The sequence below is a fragment of the Sphingomonas sp. genome, from assembly GCF_019242355.1.
Lineage (GTDB): Bacteria > Pseudomonadota > Alphaproteobacteria > Sphingomonadales > Sphingomonadaceae > Sphingomicrobium.
In genome coordinates, this window is record NZ_JAFAVR010000138.1 from 1 (window position 1) to 15,568 (window position 15,568).

The following is a 15,568-nucleotide window of genomic DNA, read 5'->3' on the forward strand; positions in this document are numbered from 1 at the left end:
GCGGGCGAGATGGCTCCTTCGGGCTATGGGTGGCCAAGGCTCGTCAGTCCGTCAGGCCGACGACGGATTTCGCCTTCACAAGGACCGGCGCGCCAATGGCGGCCGCGCGCGCGGCGCCGTCAGCGAGGATCCTGTCGAGCTCGGCGGGGTCGCGGCGGAGTTCATCGAGACGCGACCGGATCGGCGCAATCAGCGCGACCAAGGCATCGGCCAGGGCCGGCTTGAACGTCCCGAAGCCCTGGCCGGCGAAGCGGCCAAGAACCTGATCGACGCTTTCGTCGTTGATTGCGGCGTAGATGCCGACAAGGTTCTGCGCTTCCGGGCGGCCGTCGAGGGCGTCGGCGCTGTCGGGGAGGGGTTCCGGGTCGGTCTTCGCCTTGCGGATCTTCTGGGCGATGTCCTCGTCGCTGTCGGTCAGGTTGATCCGGCTCATGTCGGAAGGATCGGACTTGGACATCTTCGAGCGGCCGTCGCGAAGGCTCATGACGCGTGCCGCCGTGCCGCCGCCGATGTAGGGCTCCGGCACCACGAACAGGTCCGTGGAGAAGTCGGCGTTGAATTTCAACGCGATGTCGCGGGTGAGCTCGATATGCTGCTTCTGGTCCTCCCCGACCGGCACGTGCGTCGCTTGATAGAGCAGAATGTCCGCGGCCTGCAGCACCGGGTAGTCGAACAAGGCCACCGACGCGCCCTCGCGGTTCTTGCCTGCCTTGTCCTTCCACTGGGTCATTCGGTTCAGCCAGCCCATGCGGGCGGTGCCGTTGAGGATCCAGCAGAGCTCGGCGTGGGCCGGGACGGCGCTTTGCGGAAACAGGACAGAGCGTTCGGGGTCGATGCCGCTCGCGATGAGCGCAGCGGCCATTTCGCGGACGCTGCTGCGCCGCTCGGCCGGATCCATATATTCGGATAGCGAATGCAGGTCGGCGAGGAAGTAAAGGCACTCCGTCTCGTCCTGCATCCTGACCCAGCGCAGGATCGCGCCGAGCAGATTGCCGAGGTGGAGGCCGCCCGTCGGCTGAATGCCGGAAACGACGCGGGTAGTCTTCGTGGTCATGCGTTTCTTGTGCCCCGGCCGATGATCAGCTTCACATCGTCGAGCACGAAGGCGCCGGTCAACAGGCAGGCGATGGCATAGACCGCGCCGCCCGCCGCGCAGAGTGCAAAGAGGCCGCCCGCGCGCCTGAGGATCGAGCCAGTCAGGTAGGGGTTGGTCATCGGCGCAATCCAGTAAAGCGCGACGCCCATGGCGACCGAGGCGATGGCAAGGCGCGGAATTCGCCGGCGCAGGCGAGAGTCGGCCTCGAAATGCCCGCGCTTCCTCAGCGTGTGATACAACATCCAGACATTCACGGTAGAGGCGAGCGCGGTCGCCAGCGGCGGTCCCATGTGCTGGAGAGGCAGGATCAGCGCGAGGTTCAGCACCAGGTTCACGCCGATCGAGATCATCGCGAAGCGCATCGGCGTGCGCGTGTCGTGGCGCGCGTAATAGCCGGGCGTGAGGACCTTCACGAGAATGTAGGACGGAAGGCCGATCGAGAAAGCGGCAAGCGCCTGACCGGTCTTGAGGGCGTCGGCGGCGTCGAACTGCCCGTGCTGGAACAGGCCGGCGATGATCGGCACGCCGCAAATCACCAGCGCGACGGTGGCAGGCAGAGTGAAGAACAGGGCGAGCTCGAGTCCGCGGTTCTGGGTAGCCATCGCCTCGGCGTCGGCACCGCGCCCGAGCTGATGCGAGATTGTGGGCAGGAGAACGGTGCCGAGACCGATGCCGATCAGGCCCAGCGGAAGCTGGTTCAGCCGGTCGGCATAATAGATGTACGACACCGACCCGTGCGGCAGCAGGCCGGTGGCGAGGGCGGTCGAAACCAGCAGGTTGAACTGAACCGCGCCCGCGCCCGCGGCGGCCGGGCCGATCAGGCGCATCAGGCGCTTCACCTCGGCGTTGATCGTCGGCCGCTTGACCTTGAGCCGGACGTGGCTCGCCCAGCAGGCCTGGGCAAGCCACAGGAGCTGCAGCGCTCCGCCGACGGTGACCGAGATCGCCTGGTAGCGAGTCGTGCTCAAGGGTTCGTGTGTGTGGAAGAACAGCAAGGCGACGATCTGCGCCACATTGAGGAGGATCGGGGCCGCGGCCGCGACCCAGAACTTATGCAGCGAATTGAGGATTCCGCCGAGCAAGGAGCAAAGCGAGATCAGCATCAGGTAGGGGAAGGTGAACCGCGCGAGCATCACCGCGAAGGCGAATTGCTCGGGCGAGGCGCCGTGAAATCCGAGCGAGATCAGGTAGGTCGCCGGCCAGGCAAGCACTTCGAGCAGCACCGTCATCAGCAGGAGCGCCGGGAACAGGACCGACAGTGCGTCCTCGGCAAACTCGATGCCGTCGGGGAGCCCGGCGCCCTCCGGGTTGGCGACCTTCTTGTTGAACATCGGAATGAAGGCGGCCGAAAACGCGCCCTCGGCGAAGAGCGCGCGGAACATGTTGGGCATGCGCCAGGCGACCGCGAAGGCGTCCGAGGCGAAATTGGCGCCGACGAACTGCGCGAACAGCATGTCGCGGGCGAGGCCGAGCACCCGGCTGGCGAGCGTCAGTCCGCCGACCGATCCCAGCGAACGGGCAAGGTTCATCGGTTCAGTCGCTGAGGAGCAGAGGGGAGCCCAAGAGCCTCGTCGCTTTACGCGTTGCCCTCGGGGGCAGCCGCGGCCAGCGCGCCCTGGTTCTGCATCGCCCCGGCCTGTGCGACATAAGCGGCGGCGAAATCGATCGGCTCGAGCAGCAGCGGCGGGAAGCCCGTGCTGCTGACCGCGTCCGAAACGACCTGGCGAGCGAACGGGAAGAGCAGGCGCGGAGCCTCGACCAGCAGGACCGGGCCAAGCGCATCGTCGGGCACGTTGCGGGCGCCGAACAGTCCGGCGTAAGTCAGGTCGACGACAAAATGCACGCCATTGTCCGACCGGGCAGTGACCTCGATCTTGATCGCGACCTCGTGGAGCTCGTCCGCGACCTTCTGGGCGTTGAGATTGAACTGAACGTCGAGGCCAGGCTGCGCTTCCCACTGGAAGACTTGCGGCGCATTCGGATTTTCGACGGACATGTCCTTGATATATTGGGCGAGAACGCTGAACTGCGCCTCGGTCGAGGAAGCGCCGGAGCCGTTGCTTGCGGGTCCCGAATCCTGCTCAGCCATGAAAGATTCCTTTTACGAATTTCCGATTGTTTCGAGGGGCCGCGGGCAGGGCGGCGCGCCGGCTGGCGCCTAGCAGTCGCAATTATGGGGCGCAATGGCGGGTTCGTGCGTTCGACCGGTTGGAATCCTTGCGCCGGGCGCACTATGTCCGATAGACGCGTCGAAAGAATGGAAAACTGAAGCTTGGCCGTTATCGTAATCCTCGCGCTTGTTGCCCTGTTCATCGGGCTGCGCTTGTACAGCGTGCTCGGCGAGCGGACCGGCCATGAGCAGCAGCAGCCGATCCTGAAGCCCGCGGAGACCGAGGCAGCAACGCTCGGGCGGCGCCCGGCGCAGGTCCCGGCGCCGCAGCCTGCGGTCCAGGATCCGGCCGACCTTGCCTATCTGCCGACAGCTGGACCGGGCGTTCGTGCGATCCTTGCCGCCGACCCGACCTTCGACGTTGGCGGGTTCCTCGAGGGCGCCAAGGCCGCGTATCGGCTGATTCTCGAAGCGTTCTGGAAAGGCGACCTCGACACCGTCCGCAGCCATGTCGACGCCCACGTCTACGAAACCTTTTCCGAAGCGGTCGAACAGCGAAAGTCCGAAGGGCTGACGCTGGACAACCGGCTGGTAGGGATCGACCAAGTCGTGATCGCGGAGGCCAATCTGGAGCGCAGTGTGGCGTTGCTGACGGTGCGGTTCGAGGCGGACATCGCTGCGGTGACTCGCAACTCGGCCGGCGAAGTGGTCGCCGGCTCGCTGAGCGACGCCGTTCAGACGCGCGACTTGTGGACCTTCCGCCGCGACACCGCGTCGCGCGATCCCAACTGGCTGCTGATCGAAACCGACGAGGAGGAGTGAGCGCCATCCGACGGGCGCTGACGCTCGCCTCCATCGCTCTTCTGGCCGCCTGTGCGAAAACCGTGCAGGTGCCGGCCGTTCCGCCGCCGCCCCTTCCGCCCGTCGCCCAGCCGCCGCCGGTGCCTGTTCCGCCGCCACCGCCGCCGACCGCACGCGCAGCCGGGATCAGGATCGTTTCGCCTCCGGCGACGCTCGATGAAGCCGCGGCCGAGCGGGCGCTTGCCGCGTTCCGGATCAGCTGCCCGGTGCTGGTCAACCGGACCGACGCCTCGCAATTGAGCGCCGGGAGCGACTGGGTGCAGGTCTGCAGCGATGCCGCGATGGTCCCGCCTGGCGGCGCCGGAGCCTTTTTCCAGGGCAACTTCGACTGGACCCAGGTGGCCGATGGCAAGGCGTTCGCAACCGGCTATTACGAGCCGACCATTCAGGGTTCGCGAGTGCCGATGCCGGGCTACGCGCCGATCTACGGCGTGCCGGCGGATCTCGTGCGCTGCACCCGTCCCGACGGCACCACCGGCCGGGGCCGGGTCGACGCGACGACGGGCACCTGCGGACCCTATTACAGCCGCGCGGAGGTCGAGGACGGAGCGCTCGCGAGCAGCACGATACCGATCGCGTGGGCGGCCGATCCGCTTGAATTATTCTTCGTCGAAATCCAGGGCTCAGCGCGCGTGATGTTCCCCGACGGCACCAGCATCCGCATCGGCTATGCCGACCAGAACGGGCTGCCCTACACGCCGATCGGCAAGCTGCTGCGCGACCGCGGCCTGCTTCCGCCCGGCGGCGCCAACATGCAGGCGATCAAGGCATGGATCCGCGCCAACCCGGACCAGGGCCGCGAGCTGATGCGCGAAAACCAGTCCTACATCTTCTTCAAGGCGCTGGACGGTCCGGGTCCGCTCGGCTCGATGGGGGTTGCCGTCACGCCGCATGGGACGGTCGCGGCCGACGCCCATTTCGTGCCGATGGGCGCGCCGGTCTTCCTCGCGATGGACCGGCCCGAGCCCAATGGCCTCTGGGTCGCCCAGGATGTCGGTGGCGCGATCAAGGGCTCCAATCGGTTCGACACCTTCTGGGGCGGCGGCCCGGAGGCGGAGGCGCTCGCGGGCGGCATGTCCGCGAGCGGCCAGGCGCTGGTGCTTCTGCCCAGGGGCGTAGCGGCCCGTGCGCTCGCTCAGCCCTGACGAAGCCGAGGCCTGGGCCAAGGTCACCGCGACGATCCGCCCGCTCTCGCGCGATCGCATTGAGCCGGACCAGACGATCGAGGTCTCCGCGGAGGAGCCTCCGCCGCGACCGCGCAAGCCGGCAGCAGTTCCAGCGCCCAAGCCGAAACCGTCCAGGCGACCCGAACCGGGAACGACCCTCGACGGCACCTGGGACCGGCGGCTGCGCTCAGGCAGCATCCAGCCGGACCGGGTCCTCGACCTCCACGGCATGACGCTCGACGTCGCATGGACCGCGATCGACCTAGCGCTGGAGCAGTCGGAGGCGCGCGGCGACCGGGTGTTGCTCCTGATCACCGGCCATCACCGGCCGGGTGCGACGCCGGTGCAACGGGGCAAGATCCGCGCCGCCATCCACGACTGGCTTGCGGTCTCCCGGCACGCGGGCGCGATTGCGGCCGTGCGTGGCGCTCATCCCCGTCACGGCGGAGGCGGCAGCCTGTACATCGTGCTGAGGCGCCGCTGACGGTTTCTTAACCCTGTCCGGCTAATCGACGCAGTTCCGGCGAGCGTTCGCCGTCGCCGAGGGCGCTGAACAACCAATGAAAGCAGGCACGGCCCAGAAGATCAGCAACACGATCCTGTCGTGCACGGCCGGGTTTGCGTCCTTTGTCTTTTCCCTCGCGACCCTGATCTACATCACTTCGCTGGATCAGAAGATCGTCGCTGCGATCGTCGCCGGGACCTTCTGCCTCTTGATCAGCTACGTCGCGTCCGAGCGGCCCAACAGCGAGAGCGCAAGGGCACTTGCGGCGCTGGGCGATCGGCTCCTGGCGGTAGAGGAGGGCGACCTCGTCTCACCGGCGCCTGCGGTGGTCCGGCAGACGATGCCGAAGCTTGCGACGGCCGTCGACACATTGTTCGCCGAAGTCCGCGCGTCCATCGAGAATGCCCACGCGCTCGGGATGTATGATCCCGTCACGTCGCTTCCGAACCGACTCCATTTCCGATCGGAGGCGGACAAGTTGCTAGGCGAAGCGCGGTCAGGAACCAGCTGCGCCATGCTGTTCGTCGACCTGGACCGCTTCAAGGTCGTCAACGACAGCCTTGGCCATGCTCGCGGCGACCAGCTCTTGATCATGGTCGCCAACCGGCTGCGGGTGCTGGTCAATTCCGAGTTCACCGGCAGCGCCCGGACCCGGCCGCTGCTCGCTCGGCTGGCAGGCGACGAATTCACCCTGTTCTTCCCAGAGGTCCCATCGATCGCCGAGGTGGAGCGGATCGCGCGGCGGCTCGTCCAATCGATCGCGGAACCGTTCGAGCTCAATTCGCACAACGTCGATATCGGCGCCTCGATCGGAATCGCCTGCGCGCCCGAGCACGGCAACAGTGTCGAATCGCTGATGCGCGCGGCGGACATCGCCATGTACCGCGCAAAGGCCAGCGGCGGCGGCCAGCACTCGCTGTTCAGCGAGCAGCTTGCTGCGGATTATCAGGACAAGGTCGACACCGAGAAGGCGTTGAGCGAGGCCGTCCAGCGGGGCGAGTTCCAGCTCGTCTACCAGCCGCAGATGAGCCTTATCACGGGGGAGACCTGCGGCGCCGAGGCGCTGTTGCGCTGGAACCACCCGCGCGATGGGCTGAGGCTTCCGGCGACGTTCATCCCAGTGGCTGAGCGGACCGGGATCATCTCCGAGATCGGGGATTGGGTGGTCGGCGAGGTCGCGGCCGTGCTCGGCAACTGGCAGCGGACCGGCTTCGATCAGCGCCTGTCGTTCAACATCAGTCCGCGCCAGCTCGATCGGCCGGACTTCTTCGCGCGCTTGAGGGATGCGTTCGCCGATGCGCAGGTACCGCTATCCAGCATCGAGCTCGAGTTCACCGAGAGCGCGGCGATGCAGGTCAGCGACGGCGTCCTGGGCGAGATTGCAAGCCTAAGGGACAACGGCGCAACGATCGCCATGGACGATTTCGGTACCGGCTACTCGAACCTCGCGCGGCTTCGGTCGATGCCGCTCGACCGGGTCAAGCTCGATCCCTGGCTGACGGCCGATATCGAGCATTCGGAACATGCGCGGGTCATCATCCAAGCGGTTGTCCAGCTGATCCGGGGAGTGGGATGCGAGATTGTCGCCGAGGCGGTCGAGACGGTCGCGCAGGCGGATATCCTGCGCGCCATGGGCTGCGATGTCATCCAGGGCTTCGTTTTTTCGCCGGCAATGCCGGAAGCCGAGTTCGTCGCCTGGGTCGGTAGCGGCCGCCAGACCGCAAAGTCGGTCGCGTAGCAGGGGCGGGCGCCTAGCCGACCAGCTTGTGGACGATCCGCTCGTAGATCCTCGATAGCTGCTCAATGTCGGCGATGGCCGCGCTTTCGTCGAGCTTGTGCATGGTCGCATTGGGCAGGCCAAAGTCGACCACCGGGCACAGTGCGATCAGGAAGCGCCCGTCGGACGTGCCGCCGCTGGTCGACAGCTCGGGGGTGATGCCGGTCTCCTCCCGGATGGCGTCGACGACAAGGTCGTAGAGCGCGCCGCGCGGTGTCAGGAAGGCCTCGCCGGAAATCCGCGAACGAACCGTCGCGCCTGGCGCCTCGCGTGCCGCGATCTCCTCGACCATCCGGACGAGGTCCGCGCCCTTGTGCAGATTGTTGAAGCGGATGTTGAGCTGTGCCGTCGCCGACCCTGGGATGACGTTGCTCGCGCTGGTCGGGGTCGACAGGGCGGTAAATTCGAGGTTCGAAGGCGGAAAGTCATCGGTGCCGCCGTCGAGATGGACCGCGTCGAGTGCGGCGATCACCCGGGCCAGCGGCGGGACGGGGTTTGTTGCGCGGTGTGGATAAGCGACGTGGCCCTGAACGCCCGGAACATCGATCCACATGTTGACCGAGCCGCGGCGGCCGATCTTGATCGTGTCGCCTAGCCGCTCGACTGAGGTCGGCTCGCCGATAAGGATCATGTCGGGGCGGATCGAGCGCTCGTTCAGCCAGTCGATGATGCGCGGCGTGCCGAAGGTCGCATAGCCTTCCTCGTCGCCGGTGATGAGGAGCGACAAGGTGCCACCCCGCTGTTCGATCCGCGAGACGGCAGCGACGAATGCGGCGACGGCGCTCTTCATGTCGTTCGCGCCGCGGCCGACCAGCCGGCCGTCGATGACCTTCGCTTCGAACGGACCGGCGCTCCAGCCTTCGCCCGGCGGCACCACGTCGAGATGGCCGGCGAAGCCGAAATGCGGCGCGCCGGAACCGCGGATCGCGACCATGTTCTCGGTCGGTCCGTCAGGCGCTTCGCCAAGCATCCAGCGATGGACGGCGAAGCCGAGGGGCTCCAGCGCAGCCGTGAGCAGGTCGAACACGCCGCCACTCGCCGGAGTGACGCTCGGGCAGCGGATGAGTTCGGCGGCGAGCGCGACCGGATCGATCGGATTGATCATCCCGGGCACCTAGCAAGCATTCGACGAGAGGCAAATCGCGGTCGGACCGATCGCTTGATGCACTCACGGATCGATCACGAAGGTCTCGCCTTTGCGAGACGGCGGGCCCGTTGTTGTCGACCAATCGAAACCCACTTGCGCTTCCGCTACAAATGTAGCACGCTACAAATGTAGCACGATGATCGTGCCGCCTTGAACAGGGGACTATCATGCCGCGCAGCCTGCGCCTTTCGCTCCTTGCCGGGACGGCAAGCCTTCTCGCCGTTCCCGTCGCCGCGCAGACCTCGCCGGCGCCGACAAGCGATCCGGCGGTCGCGCCGGCTCCTCAGGGGGCGGATGCGGGGGCCAAGCGGGTGTACACCCCGGCGGACTTCGCGCGCTTTGCGCCCAAGACGGCCTACGACATGCTGGTCCAGGTGCCGAGCTTCACCATCCGCGTGCCCGATCCCACCGAGCGCGGCCTCGGCCAGGCGAGCGAGAACGTGCTGATCAACGGCGAGCGTATCAATAACAAGAATTACACAGGAGGGGTCGGCGGCGCCGTCGACCAACTGCAGCGCACGCCTGCCGCGACCGTAGAGCGGATCGAGATCATCAATGCCGCCAGCCTCGGCATCGCCGGCCTTTCCGGCGAGGTCGCGAACGTGATCCTGAAGTCGGTCACCAGGTCGACCGGCCAGATCGAGTGGGATCCCACCTTGCGCGCCCATTATGCGAAGCCGGAACTGTACGGCGGCCTGATCAGCTATTCGTCCAAGGCCGGTCCCGTGAGCTACACCCTGTCGGTCGAGAACCAGGCGGGTCGCGGAGCCTTCGGTGGGCCGATCCTGATCTACGACCAGGACCACAACCTGACCGAGAGCCGCCGAGAGATCTACCACTCCGAATATGATGCCCCGGTCTTCCAGGGGAAGTTCGCCCTTGACGGACCCGGCAGCTCCGTCGGCAACCTGACGCTCAGCTATACGCCTTATTGGAACCCGGCCTACCAGGCCGACGATCGAGTCGCGATCACCGGGGTCACGAGCCACCGCCTCATCACCACCACGCAGAACGGCTATCTCGGCGATATCAACGGCGATTACGAGTTCGCGCTCGGCCCGGGTCGATTGAAGCTGATCGGGCTTCGCCACTGGCAACACGACCCGGCGATGTCGACATTGGTCATGTCGTACGACGACGGCCAGCCCGACACGGGATCGCGCTTCACCAACGACACCCATTCGAGCGAGACGATCGATCGTGGAGAATATCATTGGAAGACGGGGAAGAACGACTGGCAGGTGACCTTCGAGCGGGCGTTCAACTCGCTCGATCAGAAAGGTGGCTATTTCCTGCTCGACCCCAGCGGCGATTTCGTCGAGCAGCCATTCCCTGACGGATCGGGCAAGGTCACCGAGGTTCGTTACGAAGGCCTGGCGACCCTCAGTCGGCCTTTGACGTCGAAGCTCGACTTGCAGGCCGCCGCGGGTGCTGAGGTGTCCCGCCTGGACCTGGTCAACGACGACCAGCCGGCGCGCAGGTTTTTTCGGCCCAAGGGCAGCATCGACCTGGGCTGGCATCCCTCGAAGGGTTGGGACCTGAGCCTCAAGCTTCGCCGTCGGGTCGGGCAGATCGATTTTTCCGACTTCATCTCGCAGGAGCATCTCAGTTCCGACCGCGAGGATGCGGGCAATCCGAACCTGGTGCCGCCGCAAAGCTGGGAGGTCGAGACGGAGGTCGGCCGCGACCTTGGCCGGTGGGGCAAGACCCGGCTGAACCTGCATTACTACCGGGTCCAGGACATTATCGACGTGATCCCGATCGGCGAGGACGGGCAGGGGATCGGCAACTTGCCGCGCGCCGACCGCTTCGGCTTCGAAAGCAAGAGCACATTGCTGTTCGACCCGGTCGGCTGGAAGGGAGCGAAGCTGGACTTCACGATCGGCGCGGAAAAAACGTCGGTGCGCGACCCGCTCACGCACGAGAAGCGCGAAATCACCGGGGTCCGTGATCGCTGGCTGGATGCCCAGCTGCGCGACGACATCCCGGGCACGCAGATCGCCTGGGGCGCTTACGCGCAGTACAACCACTATGCGCGATATTATTATCTTACGGAGGTTTTCAGCTCGCAGGACCTGCCGTGGATCACCGGCTTCTACGTCGAGGACAAGAATGTGTACGGGGCTACGGTCCGGTTCACGGTCGATAATGTCCTGAACGGTCGCCACCTCGTCGACCGCGCCGTTTACGCTGGCTTTCGCGATCGGGCTCCGGTCAGCTTCTTTGAGAGACATGACGAGCTGGTCGGGCCCTTGTTCTCGCTCACCGTCAAGCGGAGCTTTTGAAGGGCCGGCGAACTGCTGTAGGGCGGTGCAATGCCGAAAATCGACCTGGAGTCCGTCACTCAGACCAACCGTACCGGCTACCCGGCGCCATTCGACGAGGATGTCGCGGGTCGCTTCATCCGGCGACTGGCGCCAGCGAGCGGCCTTACCGATTTCGGCGCCAGCCACGTCGTCCTGAAGCCCGGCGCCTGGTCGTCGCAGCGGCACTGGCATGATGGCGAGGACGAGTTCCTGGTGATGCTGGACGGGGAGGCGGTGCTGGTCGAAGACGATGGGCCCGTCACTCTCCGGCCCGGCGACGTTGCCGCCTTTCCCAAGGGAATCAGCAACGGCCATCATCTGCGCAACGACAGCGGCCGGGACTGCGCCTTCATCGTGATTGGGGGCGGCGCGTGCACAGGCGGTTCCTATTCCGACATCGACATGATGTTCACGGCGGACGGCGCCTATATGCACAAGGACGGAACGCCCTATCCACCGCGCCGCTGACGTCATTAAGGCGCCGTTTAACCTTTGTTAGCTACGGAGGGTTCGTGCCGGATTCGGCACGCTTTCCTCCCAATCGGGCAGAGTACGCCCGATCACTGGGCCGCCAGCTCCAGGGCCGGCGGCCCTTCTTTTGGTTGGTATCCTCGCCTAAGGGCCGCGACGATGCTCTACCTCTTCATCAAGGCGACCGTCTCGGGCGTCATCGTCGCCGCCGTTTCCGAGATTGCCCGGCGATATCCGGGTTGGGGAGGACTCGTCGCGTCGCTGCCGCTGACGTCGATCCTGGCGATGATCTGGCTGTGGCGCGACTCCGGCGATACGGGGCAGGTCGCTACGCTGTCGGGATCGATCATCTGGTTCATCCTGCCGTCGCTGCCGATGTTCGTCGCGCTTCCGGCGCTTCTTCGGTTGGGACTCGGATTTTGGGCCAGCCTTGCGATCGTCATTGCGGGTACGCTGGCGCTCTACGCCGGGATGTTCTGGGCGGCGCCGAGGATCGGCATCAAGCTATGAAGCCCTTCGCTGTGGTCCTCCTTTCGGGCGGGCTGGACTCAATGGTCTGCGCCGGCCTGGCTCGGGAGGCGGGATTCGCGGTAGTCGGACTCACCATCGACTACGGCCAACGGCACAGGGTCGAGCTCAATGCCGCTCAGGCGATCGGACAGCGGCTGACGGACAGGCAGGTGGTGCTCCCGCTCGATCTGCGAGCGTTCGGCGGATCTGCGCTGACCGCGGACGTCGAGGTGCCCAAATGCGGAGTCGGGGAGGGCATTCCGGTCACCTACGTGCCGGCGCGCAACACGATCTTCCTCAGCCTGGCGCTCGGCTTCGCGGAGACGAGCGGGGCGCGCGACATCTTCATCGGCGTCAACGCGCTTGATTATTCGGGCTATCCCGACTGCCGGCCGGAATTCATCGCCGGTTTTGAACAGCTCGCGAATCTCGCCACGAAGGCGGGAGTCGAGGGCGACAGGTTCACGATCCACGCGCCGCTCCAGCACTTGAGCAAGGCCGATATCGCAAGGGAAGCGGCGCGGCTCGGGCTTGATGCGGGGCTCAGCCACAGCTGCTACGATCCGATGCCCGATGGGCGTCACTGCGGCCGCTGCGACGCTTGCCGGCTTCGGGCGAAGGGATTTGCCGAGGCGGGGATCGCCGATCCCACCCGTTACGTGGACGGCTGACGCCTATTCGGCGTTGGTCGCGTTCGCTGTGTTGACGGTCGCGGTGCTGTGGTCGGACGTGGCCGGGACTTTCTTGCCGAGCTTGTGGGTCTGTGTCGAAGACGAGGTCGCCGCGTTGGTGGAATTGCCCGTTGCCTCTCCGTTGTCGATCGCCGTGTCATTATAGGCGACGTCGGCTGCCATATTGGCGTCTGCTCCGGTCACGGCATCGATCGCGGTGACGTCGTTCGACGCGATGTTGTCGGCCGACAGGCTCTCGTCGGCATTGCCGCTGTTGGCGACCTGGTCGGTGTTCTTGCAGGCGGAGAGGGCAAGCGCGGCGCCCGCCACGAGAATCAAAGTGCGCATGCGATCACTCCCACAAAAAAAGAGGCTGCCGGGAGATACCGGCAGCCCCTTGATACGCCAACGTCTCCCTGACGGGAGACGTCGAAATTACATCGCGTTGTTCGCAGCCGCGTTCGCGTTGTTGGCGGCGGCGTTCGCATTGTCGGCAGCCATGTTGGCGTTGTCCGCAGCGTTCATGTCCGTCGCGTTCATGTCCGTGGCGTTCATGTCCGTCGCGTTCAGGTCCGGCGTCGTCGCATTCACGTCCGTCGTCGTGAGGTTCTCGTCGACGTTCATGGTGTTGTTGGCGTTGTCGTTGCTGCTGCAAGCCGCAACCGCCAGGGCCGCACCAGCGACCAGGATAAGAGCACGCATTCAAGACTCCCTAGATTATTGCGATCTGCAGCGGTCGCCCGCGTCGCAAATCGCGCGCACAATAGTCTGAAGGGCGAGTTTGCATCAAGAGACTTTGCACGGTTCTTCCAAACCGTTGAGAAACTGCGAGAAACTGCTCTTCAAGGCGGCATCAACACTTGCCATGCCGATTTGTTTCCCAAGCTCGGCAAGGCTCGTGACGCCATATTCGGCAATGCCGCAGGGCACGATGCCGGAGAAATGGGAGAGGTCGGGATCAACGTTGATCGAGAAGCCGTGAAGCGTGACCCAGCGCTTCACTCGCACCCCCAGAGCGCCGATCTTCGCTTCCGCCGGGCCGTCGCCGACCCAGATCCCGATGCGGCCCGGCGCCCGGTGGGCCGCGATTTCGAGCTCGGCAAGAGCTGCGATCATCCAGCCTTCGAGCCGGTTGACGAAGCGGCGTATGTCCTGCCCACGCTTTTGGAGGTCGAGCATCAGGTAGCCGACCCGCTGCCCCGGCCCGTGATAGGTGTACCGTCCGCCGCGTCCGGCCTCGAAAACGGGAAATCCAAGCGGATTGAACAGCTCGGCGGGGTCTGCGCTGGTCCCGGCCGTGAACAACGGGGGATGCTCGAGCAGCCATATGCACTCGGGCGCGGCCTGCTCGCGGATTGCCGCCGCGCGCTCCTCCATGAAGCGCAGCGCTTCCGGATAGGCCACCAGGCCCTCCGATACGCGCCACTCGATCTCGCCTCCGTCTGTCACCGCGCCGACATGGCTTTGCGCGCGGTCCGCGGCAAGCGCCGTTGCGCGTGAGGCCGCTGCTCCGCATAAGGCGATCCGCAACAACGGGGGACTGGATGGGCAAGCTGTCGATTTCGCGAGCGTGGGACGAGGCGAGGGCCGTGCTCGCTCGCGATGGACGGTTGCTGGTCACCGTGGCGCTAGCCCTGCTCGTGCTCCCGGCGATCATCGTGGGCGCCGCGATCCCGGGCGGCATCGGCGCCGCTATGTTCATGGCGCTGCAGGGGCAGTCAGTGCCGATGTTCGCACTGCTTTTCGTGGTTCTTGTCATCATGCTCGTCGGGCAGCTCGCCGTGACCCGGCTCGCGATCGGCCCGTCCGTCAGCGTCGGCGGAGCCATCGCCCACGCGGTCCGGCGTTTGCTGGTCTACATTGGTGTCGGGCTGCTCGTCGGCGCGGCGATCATGCTGGCGCTGATCGCCGGCGCGATCATCATCGGCTTGGCATCCGGCCCGTCCGTCACTCAGCAGCAGCTCGAGACGTCCCCTGCGGTCGCGATCGCGGTCCTCGTGATGGTGTTGGTCTACCTCTTCCTGCTGACGCGCATCATCTCGATGGCGGCGGCAGTCACCAGTGCCGAGCATCTTGGAGTCATCGGCACCCTGCGCCGCTGCTGGTCGCTGACTCGAGGGCATTTCTGGCGGCTGTTCGGCTTCCTGGTCACCTTTTTCATCGGAACCGGGATCCTCTTGTTCGCGATCAGTTCAGTCGTGGGACTCGCTGCGGAACTGCTGTTCGGAAAGCTCGAGCCGATGGCCGCGAGCACGTTGGTAGTCGGTCTGGTCGACGGCGTGGCAAGCGGCGCGGTGACGCTGCTGCTGTGGGTCATGCTGGCGGGAATCTATGTCCAGCTGACATCCGTTGCCGCTCAGCCGACGGTCCCCAACAGTGGAATCTGAGGTGCGCAGCCGGCTGGAAGCACGCCTAGAAGCCGGGGATCGGGAAAGCGCTCTACTGCCCGCTTGTAAGGGGTGAAGCCCGCTCGCCGGTATGCGGCGAGCGCGGCGGGGTGGTCCAGCGAGCAGGTGTGGACATGGACGCGCTCAATTCCGTCGCGCCAGGCTCGGTGGACCGCTTCGGCCAGCAGCCAGCGGCCGTGGCCCTGCCCGGACATGCTGGGCACCAGTCCGACGAAGGCAAGCTCGCACGCGCCCGGTTCGCGGAAGTCGAGTTCGAGCATTCCCGCGTCCCGGCCATCGCCGTCGACCACGGCGAACAGCTCGACACGGGGATCGCCGATGATCGCCTGGAGCTTTGAATCATCCATGATCAGCCGTGAGAACCACAGCCAGGGCGCGCCAACCCGCCGGAACAGGTCGCGGTATTCGGCGGAGGTCGGGTTTGCCATTGGCCGCAGTGAAAGGGGGGAGGGCGGCGCTGTCACGTCCGGCCGCTGCCGCATCTCGAGATAGGTGACAACCGCAGCAAGCTGTCCCGCCGCGAGCTCGTCACAGCTCATG

17 protein-coding genes are annotated in these 15,568 nt (G+C 65.8%); 9 read left to right on the forward strand and 8 right to left on the reverse strand.

The window, feature by feature from the left end; translation table 11 throughout:
* Positions 1-43: 43 nt before the first annotated feature.
* The 3 genes from trpS to secB are packed head-to-tail and all read right to left on the reverse strand — an operon-like array spanning position 44 to position 3,185.
* Entirely contained in the window at positions 44-1,054 is a 1,011-nt protein-coding gene (gene trpS / locus JOZ79_RS06605; protein ID WP_294072250.1) for a tryptophan--tRNA ligase, read from the reverse strand.
* Positions 1,051-2,625: a murein biosynthesis integral membrane protein MurJ gene (murJ, locus tag JOZ79_RS06610; protein WP_294072251.1), complete on the reverse strand. Its 1,575-nt coding sequence runs from the start codon at positions 2,623-2,625 to the stop codon at positions 1,051-1,053. Before murJ ends, trpS begins: the two co-directional genes overlap by 4 nt.
* A 47-nt stretch (positions 2,626-2,672) precedes the next feature.
* On the reverse strand, positions 2,673-3,185 hold the full coding sequence (gene secB / locus JOZ79_RS06615) for a protein-export chaperone SecB (protein WP_294072252.1): 513 nt from the start codon (positions 3,183-3,185) through the stop codon (positions 2,673-2,675).
* Positions 3,186-3,368: 183 nt separating this feature from the next.
* On the opposite strand from secB, the gene JOZ79_RS06620 reads away from it, so the two are divergent.
* The 4 genes from JOZ79_RS06620 (at position 3,369) to JOZ79_RS06635 (ending at position 7,476) form a co-directional block, all read left to right on the forward strand.
* Positions 3,369-4,028 (forward strand): Tim44/TimA family putative adaptor protein, encoded by a 660-nt coding sequence (locus JOZ79_RS06620; RefSeq protein WP_294072253.1) that lies wholly within the window; start codon positions 3,369-3,371, stop codon positions 4,026-4,028.
* Positions 4,025-5,212: a murein transglycosylase A gene (locus tag JOZ79_RS06625; protein WP_294072254.1), complete on the forward strand. Its 1,188-nt coding sequence runs from the start codon at positions 4,025-4,027 to the stop codon at positions 5,210-5,212. Before JOZ79_RS06620 ends, JOZ79_RS06625 begins: the two co-directional genes overlap by 4 nt.
* Positions 5,193-5,717 (forward strand): Smr/MutS family protein, encoded by a 525-nt coding sequence (locus JOZ79_RS06630; RefSeq protein WP_294072255.1) that lies wholly within the window; start codon positions 5,193-5,195, stop codon positions 5,715-5,717. The genes JOZ79_RS06625 and JOZ79_RS06630 overlap by 20 nt, the downstream gene beginning before the upstream one ends.
* Before the next feature lie 76 nt (positions 5,718-5,793).
* Positions 5,794-7,476, forward strand: coding sequence for an EAL domain-containing protein (locus JOZ79_RS06635; RefSeq protein ID WP_294072256.1), 1,683 nt, complete (start codon positions 5,794-5,796; stop codon positions 7,474-7,476).
* Positions 7,477-7,489: 13 nt separating this feature from the next.
* Here the strand turns inward: JOZ79_RS06635 and dapE are convergent, their stop codons facing one another.
* The gene (dapE, locus tag JOZ79_RS06640; protein ID WP_294072257.1) at positions 7,490-8,620 is read right to left on the reverse strand and encodes a succinyl-diaminopimelate desuccinylase; all 1,131 of its coding nucleotides are present in this window, start codon (positions 8,618-8,620) and stop codon (positions 7,490-7,492) included.
* Between the two features lie 209 nt (positions 8,621-8,829).
* On the opposite strand from dapE, the gene JOZ79_RS06645 reads away from it, so the two are divergent.
* The 4 genes from JOZ79_RS06645 to queC all read left to right on the forward strand — a co-directional run bounded on the left by JOZ79_RS06645 (position 8,830) and on the right by queC (position 12,620).
* Positions 8,830-10,947, forward strand: coding sequence for a TonB-dependent receptor plug domain-containing protein (locus JOZ79_RS06645; RefSeq protein WP_294072258.1), 2,118 nt, complete (start codon positions 8,830-8,832; stop codon positions 10,945-10,947).
* Between the two features lie 30 nt (positions 10,948-10,977).
* A complete protein-coding gene (locus JOZ79_RS06650; protein ID WP_294072260.1) occupies positions 10,978-11,436 on the forward strand; it encodes a cupin domain-containing protein in 459 nt (152 codons plus the stop codon).
* Positions 11,437-11,598: 162 nt separating this feature from the next.
* Positions 11,599-11,949 carry a DUF3147 family protein gene (locus JOZ79_RS06655; RefSeq protein ID WP_294072263.1) on the forward strand — a complete coding sequence of 117 codons (351 nt, stop codon included), beginning with the start codon at positions 11,599-11,601 and terminating at the stop codon, positions 11,947-11,949.
* Complete coding sequence (gene queC / locus JOZ79_RS06660; protein ID WP_294072265.1) at positions 11,946-12,620, forward strand: 7-cyano-7-deazaguanine synthase QueC; 675 nt, start codon at positions 11,946-11,948, stop codon at positions 12,618-12,620. The genes JOZ79_RS06655 and queC overlap by 4 nt, the downstream gene beginning before the upstream one ends.
* Before the next feature lie 3 nt (positions 12,621-12,623).
* Here queC and JOZ79_RS06665 read toward each other — a convergent pair whose 3' ends face one another.
* From JOZ79_RS06665 to lipB, 3 genes are all read right to left on the reverse strand, one after another.
* Complete coding sequence (locus JOZ79_RS06665; RefSeq protein WP_294072268.1) at positions 12,624-12,968, reverse strand: hypothetical protein; 345 nt, start codon at positions 12,966-12,968, stop codon at positions 12,624-12,626.
* An 87-nt stretch (positions 12,969-13,055) separates the two neighbouring features.
* Complete coding sequence (locus tag JOZ79_RS06670; protein WP_294072271.1) at positions 13,056-13,322, reverse strand: hypothetical protein; 267 nt, start codon at positions 13,320-13,322, stop codon at positions 13,056-13,058.
* Between the two features lie 84 nt (positions 13,323-13,406).
* Positions 13,407-14,069, reverse strand: a complete 663-nt coding sequence (lipB, locus tag JOZ79_RS06675; protein ID WP_294072274.1) for a lipoyl(octanoyl) transferase LipB — start codon at positions 14,067-14,069, stop codon at positions 13,407-13,409.
* 95 nt (positions 14,070-14,164) lie between these two features.
* Here lipB and JOZ79_RS06680 point away from each other — a divergent pair, with 95 nt between their 5' ends.
* Positions 14,165-15,007 (forward strand): hypothetical protein, encoded by an 843-nt coding sequence (locus JOZ79_RS06680; protein WP_294072276.1) that lies wholly within the window; start codon positions 14,165-14,167, stop codon positions 15,005-15,007.
* On the opposite strand, the gene JOZ79_RS06685 is transcribed toward JOZ79_RS06680, so the two are convergent.
* Complete coding sequence (locus JOZ79_RS06685) at positions 14,977-15,567, reverse strand: GNAT family N-acetyltransferase (protein ID WP_294072279.1); 591 nt, start codon at positions 15,565-15,567, stop codon at positions 14,977-14,979. The two genes, JOZ79_RS06680 and JOZ79_RS06685, sit on opposite strands and share 31 nt — an antisense overlap.
* Position 15,568 lies beyond the last annotated feature (1 nt).

Coding starts and splice junctions, on each gene's coding strand:
- trpS (WP_294072250.1), bottom strand. CDS start 1,054: ATGACCACGAAGACTACCCGCGTCGTTTCCGGCATTCAGCCGACGGGC.
- murJ (WP_294072251.1), bottom strand. CDS start 2,625: ATGAACCTTGCCCGTTCGCTGGGATCGGTCGGCGGACTGACGCTCGCC.
- secB (WP_294072252.1), bottom strand. CDS start 3,185: ATGGCTGAGCAGGATTCGGGACCCGCAAGCAACGGCTCCGGCGCTTCC.
- JOZ79_RS06635 (WP_294072256.1), top strand. CDS start 5,794: ATGAAAGCAGGCACGGCCCAGAAGATCAGCAACACGATCCTGTCGTGC.
- dapE (WP_294072257.1), bottom strand. CDS start 8,620: ATGATCAATCCGATCGATCCGGTCGCGCTCGCCGCCGAACTCATCCGC.
- JOZ79_RS06645 (WP_294072258.1), top strand. CDS start 8,830: ATGCCGCGCAGCCTGCGCCTTTCGCTCCTTGCCGGGACGGCAAGCCTT.
- JOZ79_RS06650 (WP_294072260.1), top strand. CDS start 10,978: ATGCCGAAAATCGACCTGGAGTCCGTCACTCAGACCAACCGTACCGGC.
- JOZ79_RS06655 (WP_294072263.1), top strand. CDS start 11,599: ATGCTCTACCTCTTCATCAAGGCGACCGTCTCGGGCGTCATCGTCGCC.
- queC (WP_294072265.1), top strand. CDS start 11,946: ATGAAGCCCTTCGCTGTGGTCCTCCTTTCGGGCGGGCTGGACTCAATG.
- JOZ79_RS06665 (WP_294072268.1), bottom strand. CDS start 12,968: ATGCGCACTTTGATTCTCGTGGCGGGCGCCGCGCTTGCCCTCTCCGCC.
- JOZ79_RS06670 (WP_294072271.1), bottom strand. CDS start 13,322: ATGCGTGCTCTTATCCTGGTCGCTGGTGCGGCCCTGGCGGTTGCGGCT.
- JOZ79_RS06680 (WP_294072276.1), top strand. CDS start 14,165: ATGGGCAAGCTGTCGATTTCGCGAGCGTGGGACGAGGCGAGGGCCGTG.
- JOZ79_RS06685 (WP_294072279.1), bottom strand. CDS start 15,567: ATGAGCTGTGACGAGCTCGCGGCGGGACAGCTTGCTGCGGTTGTCACC.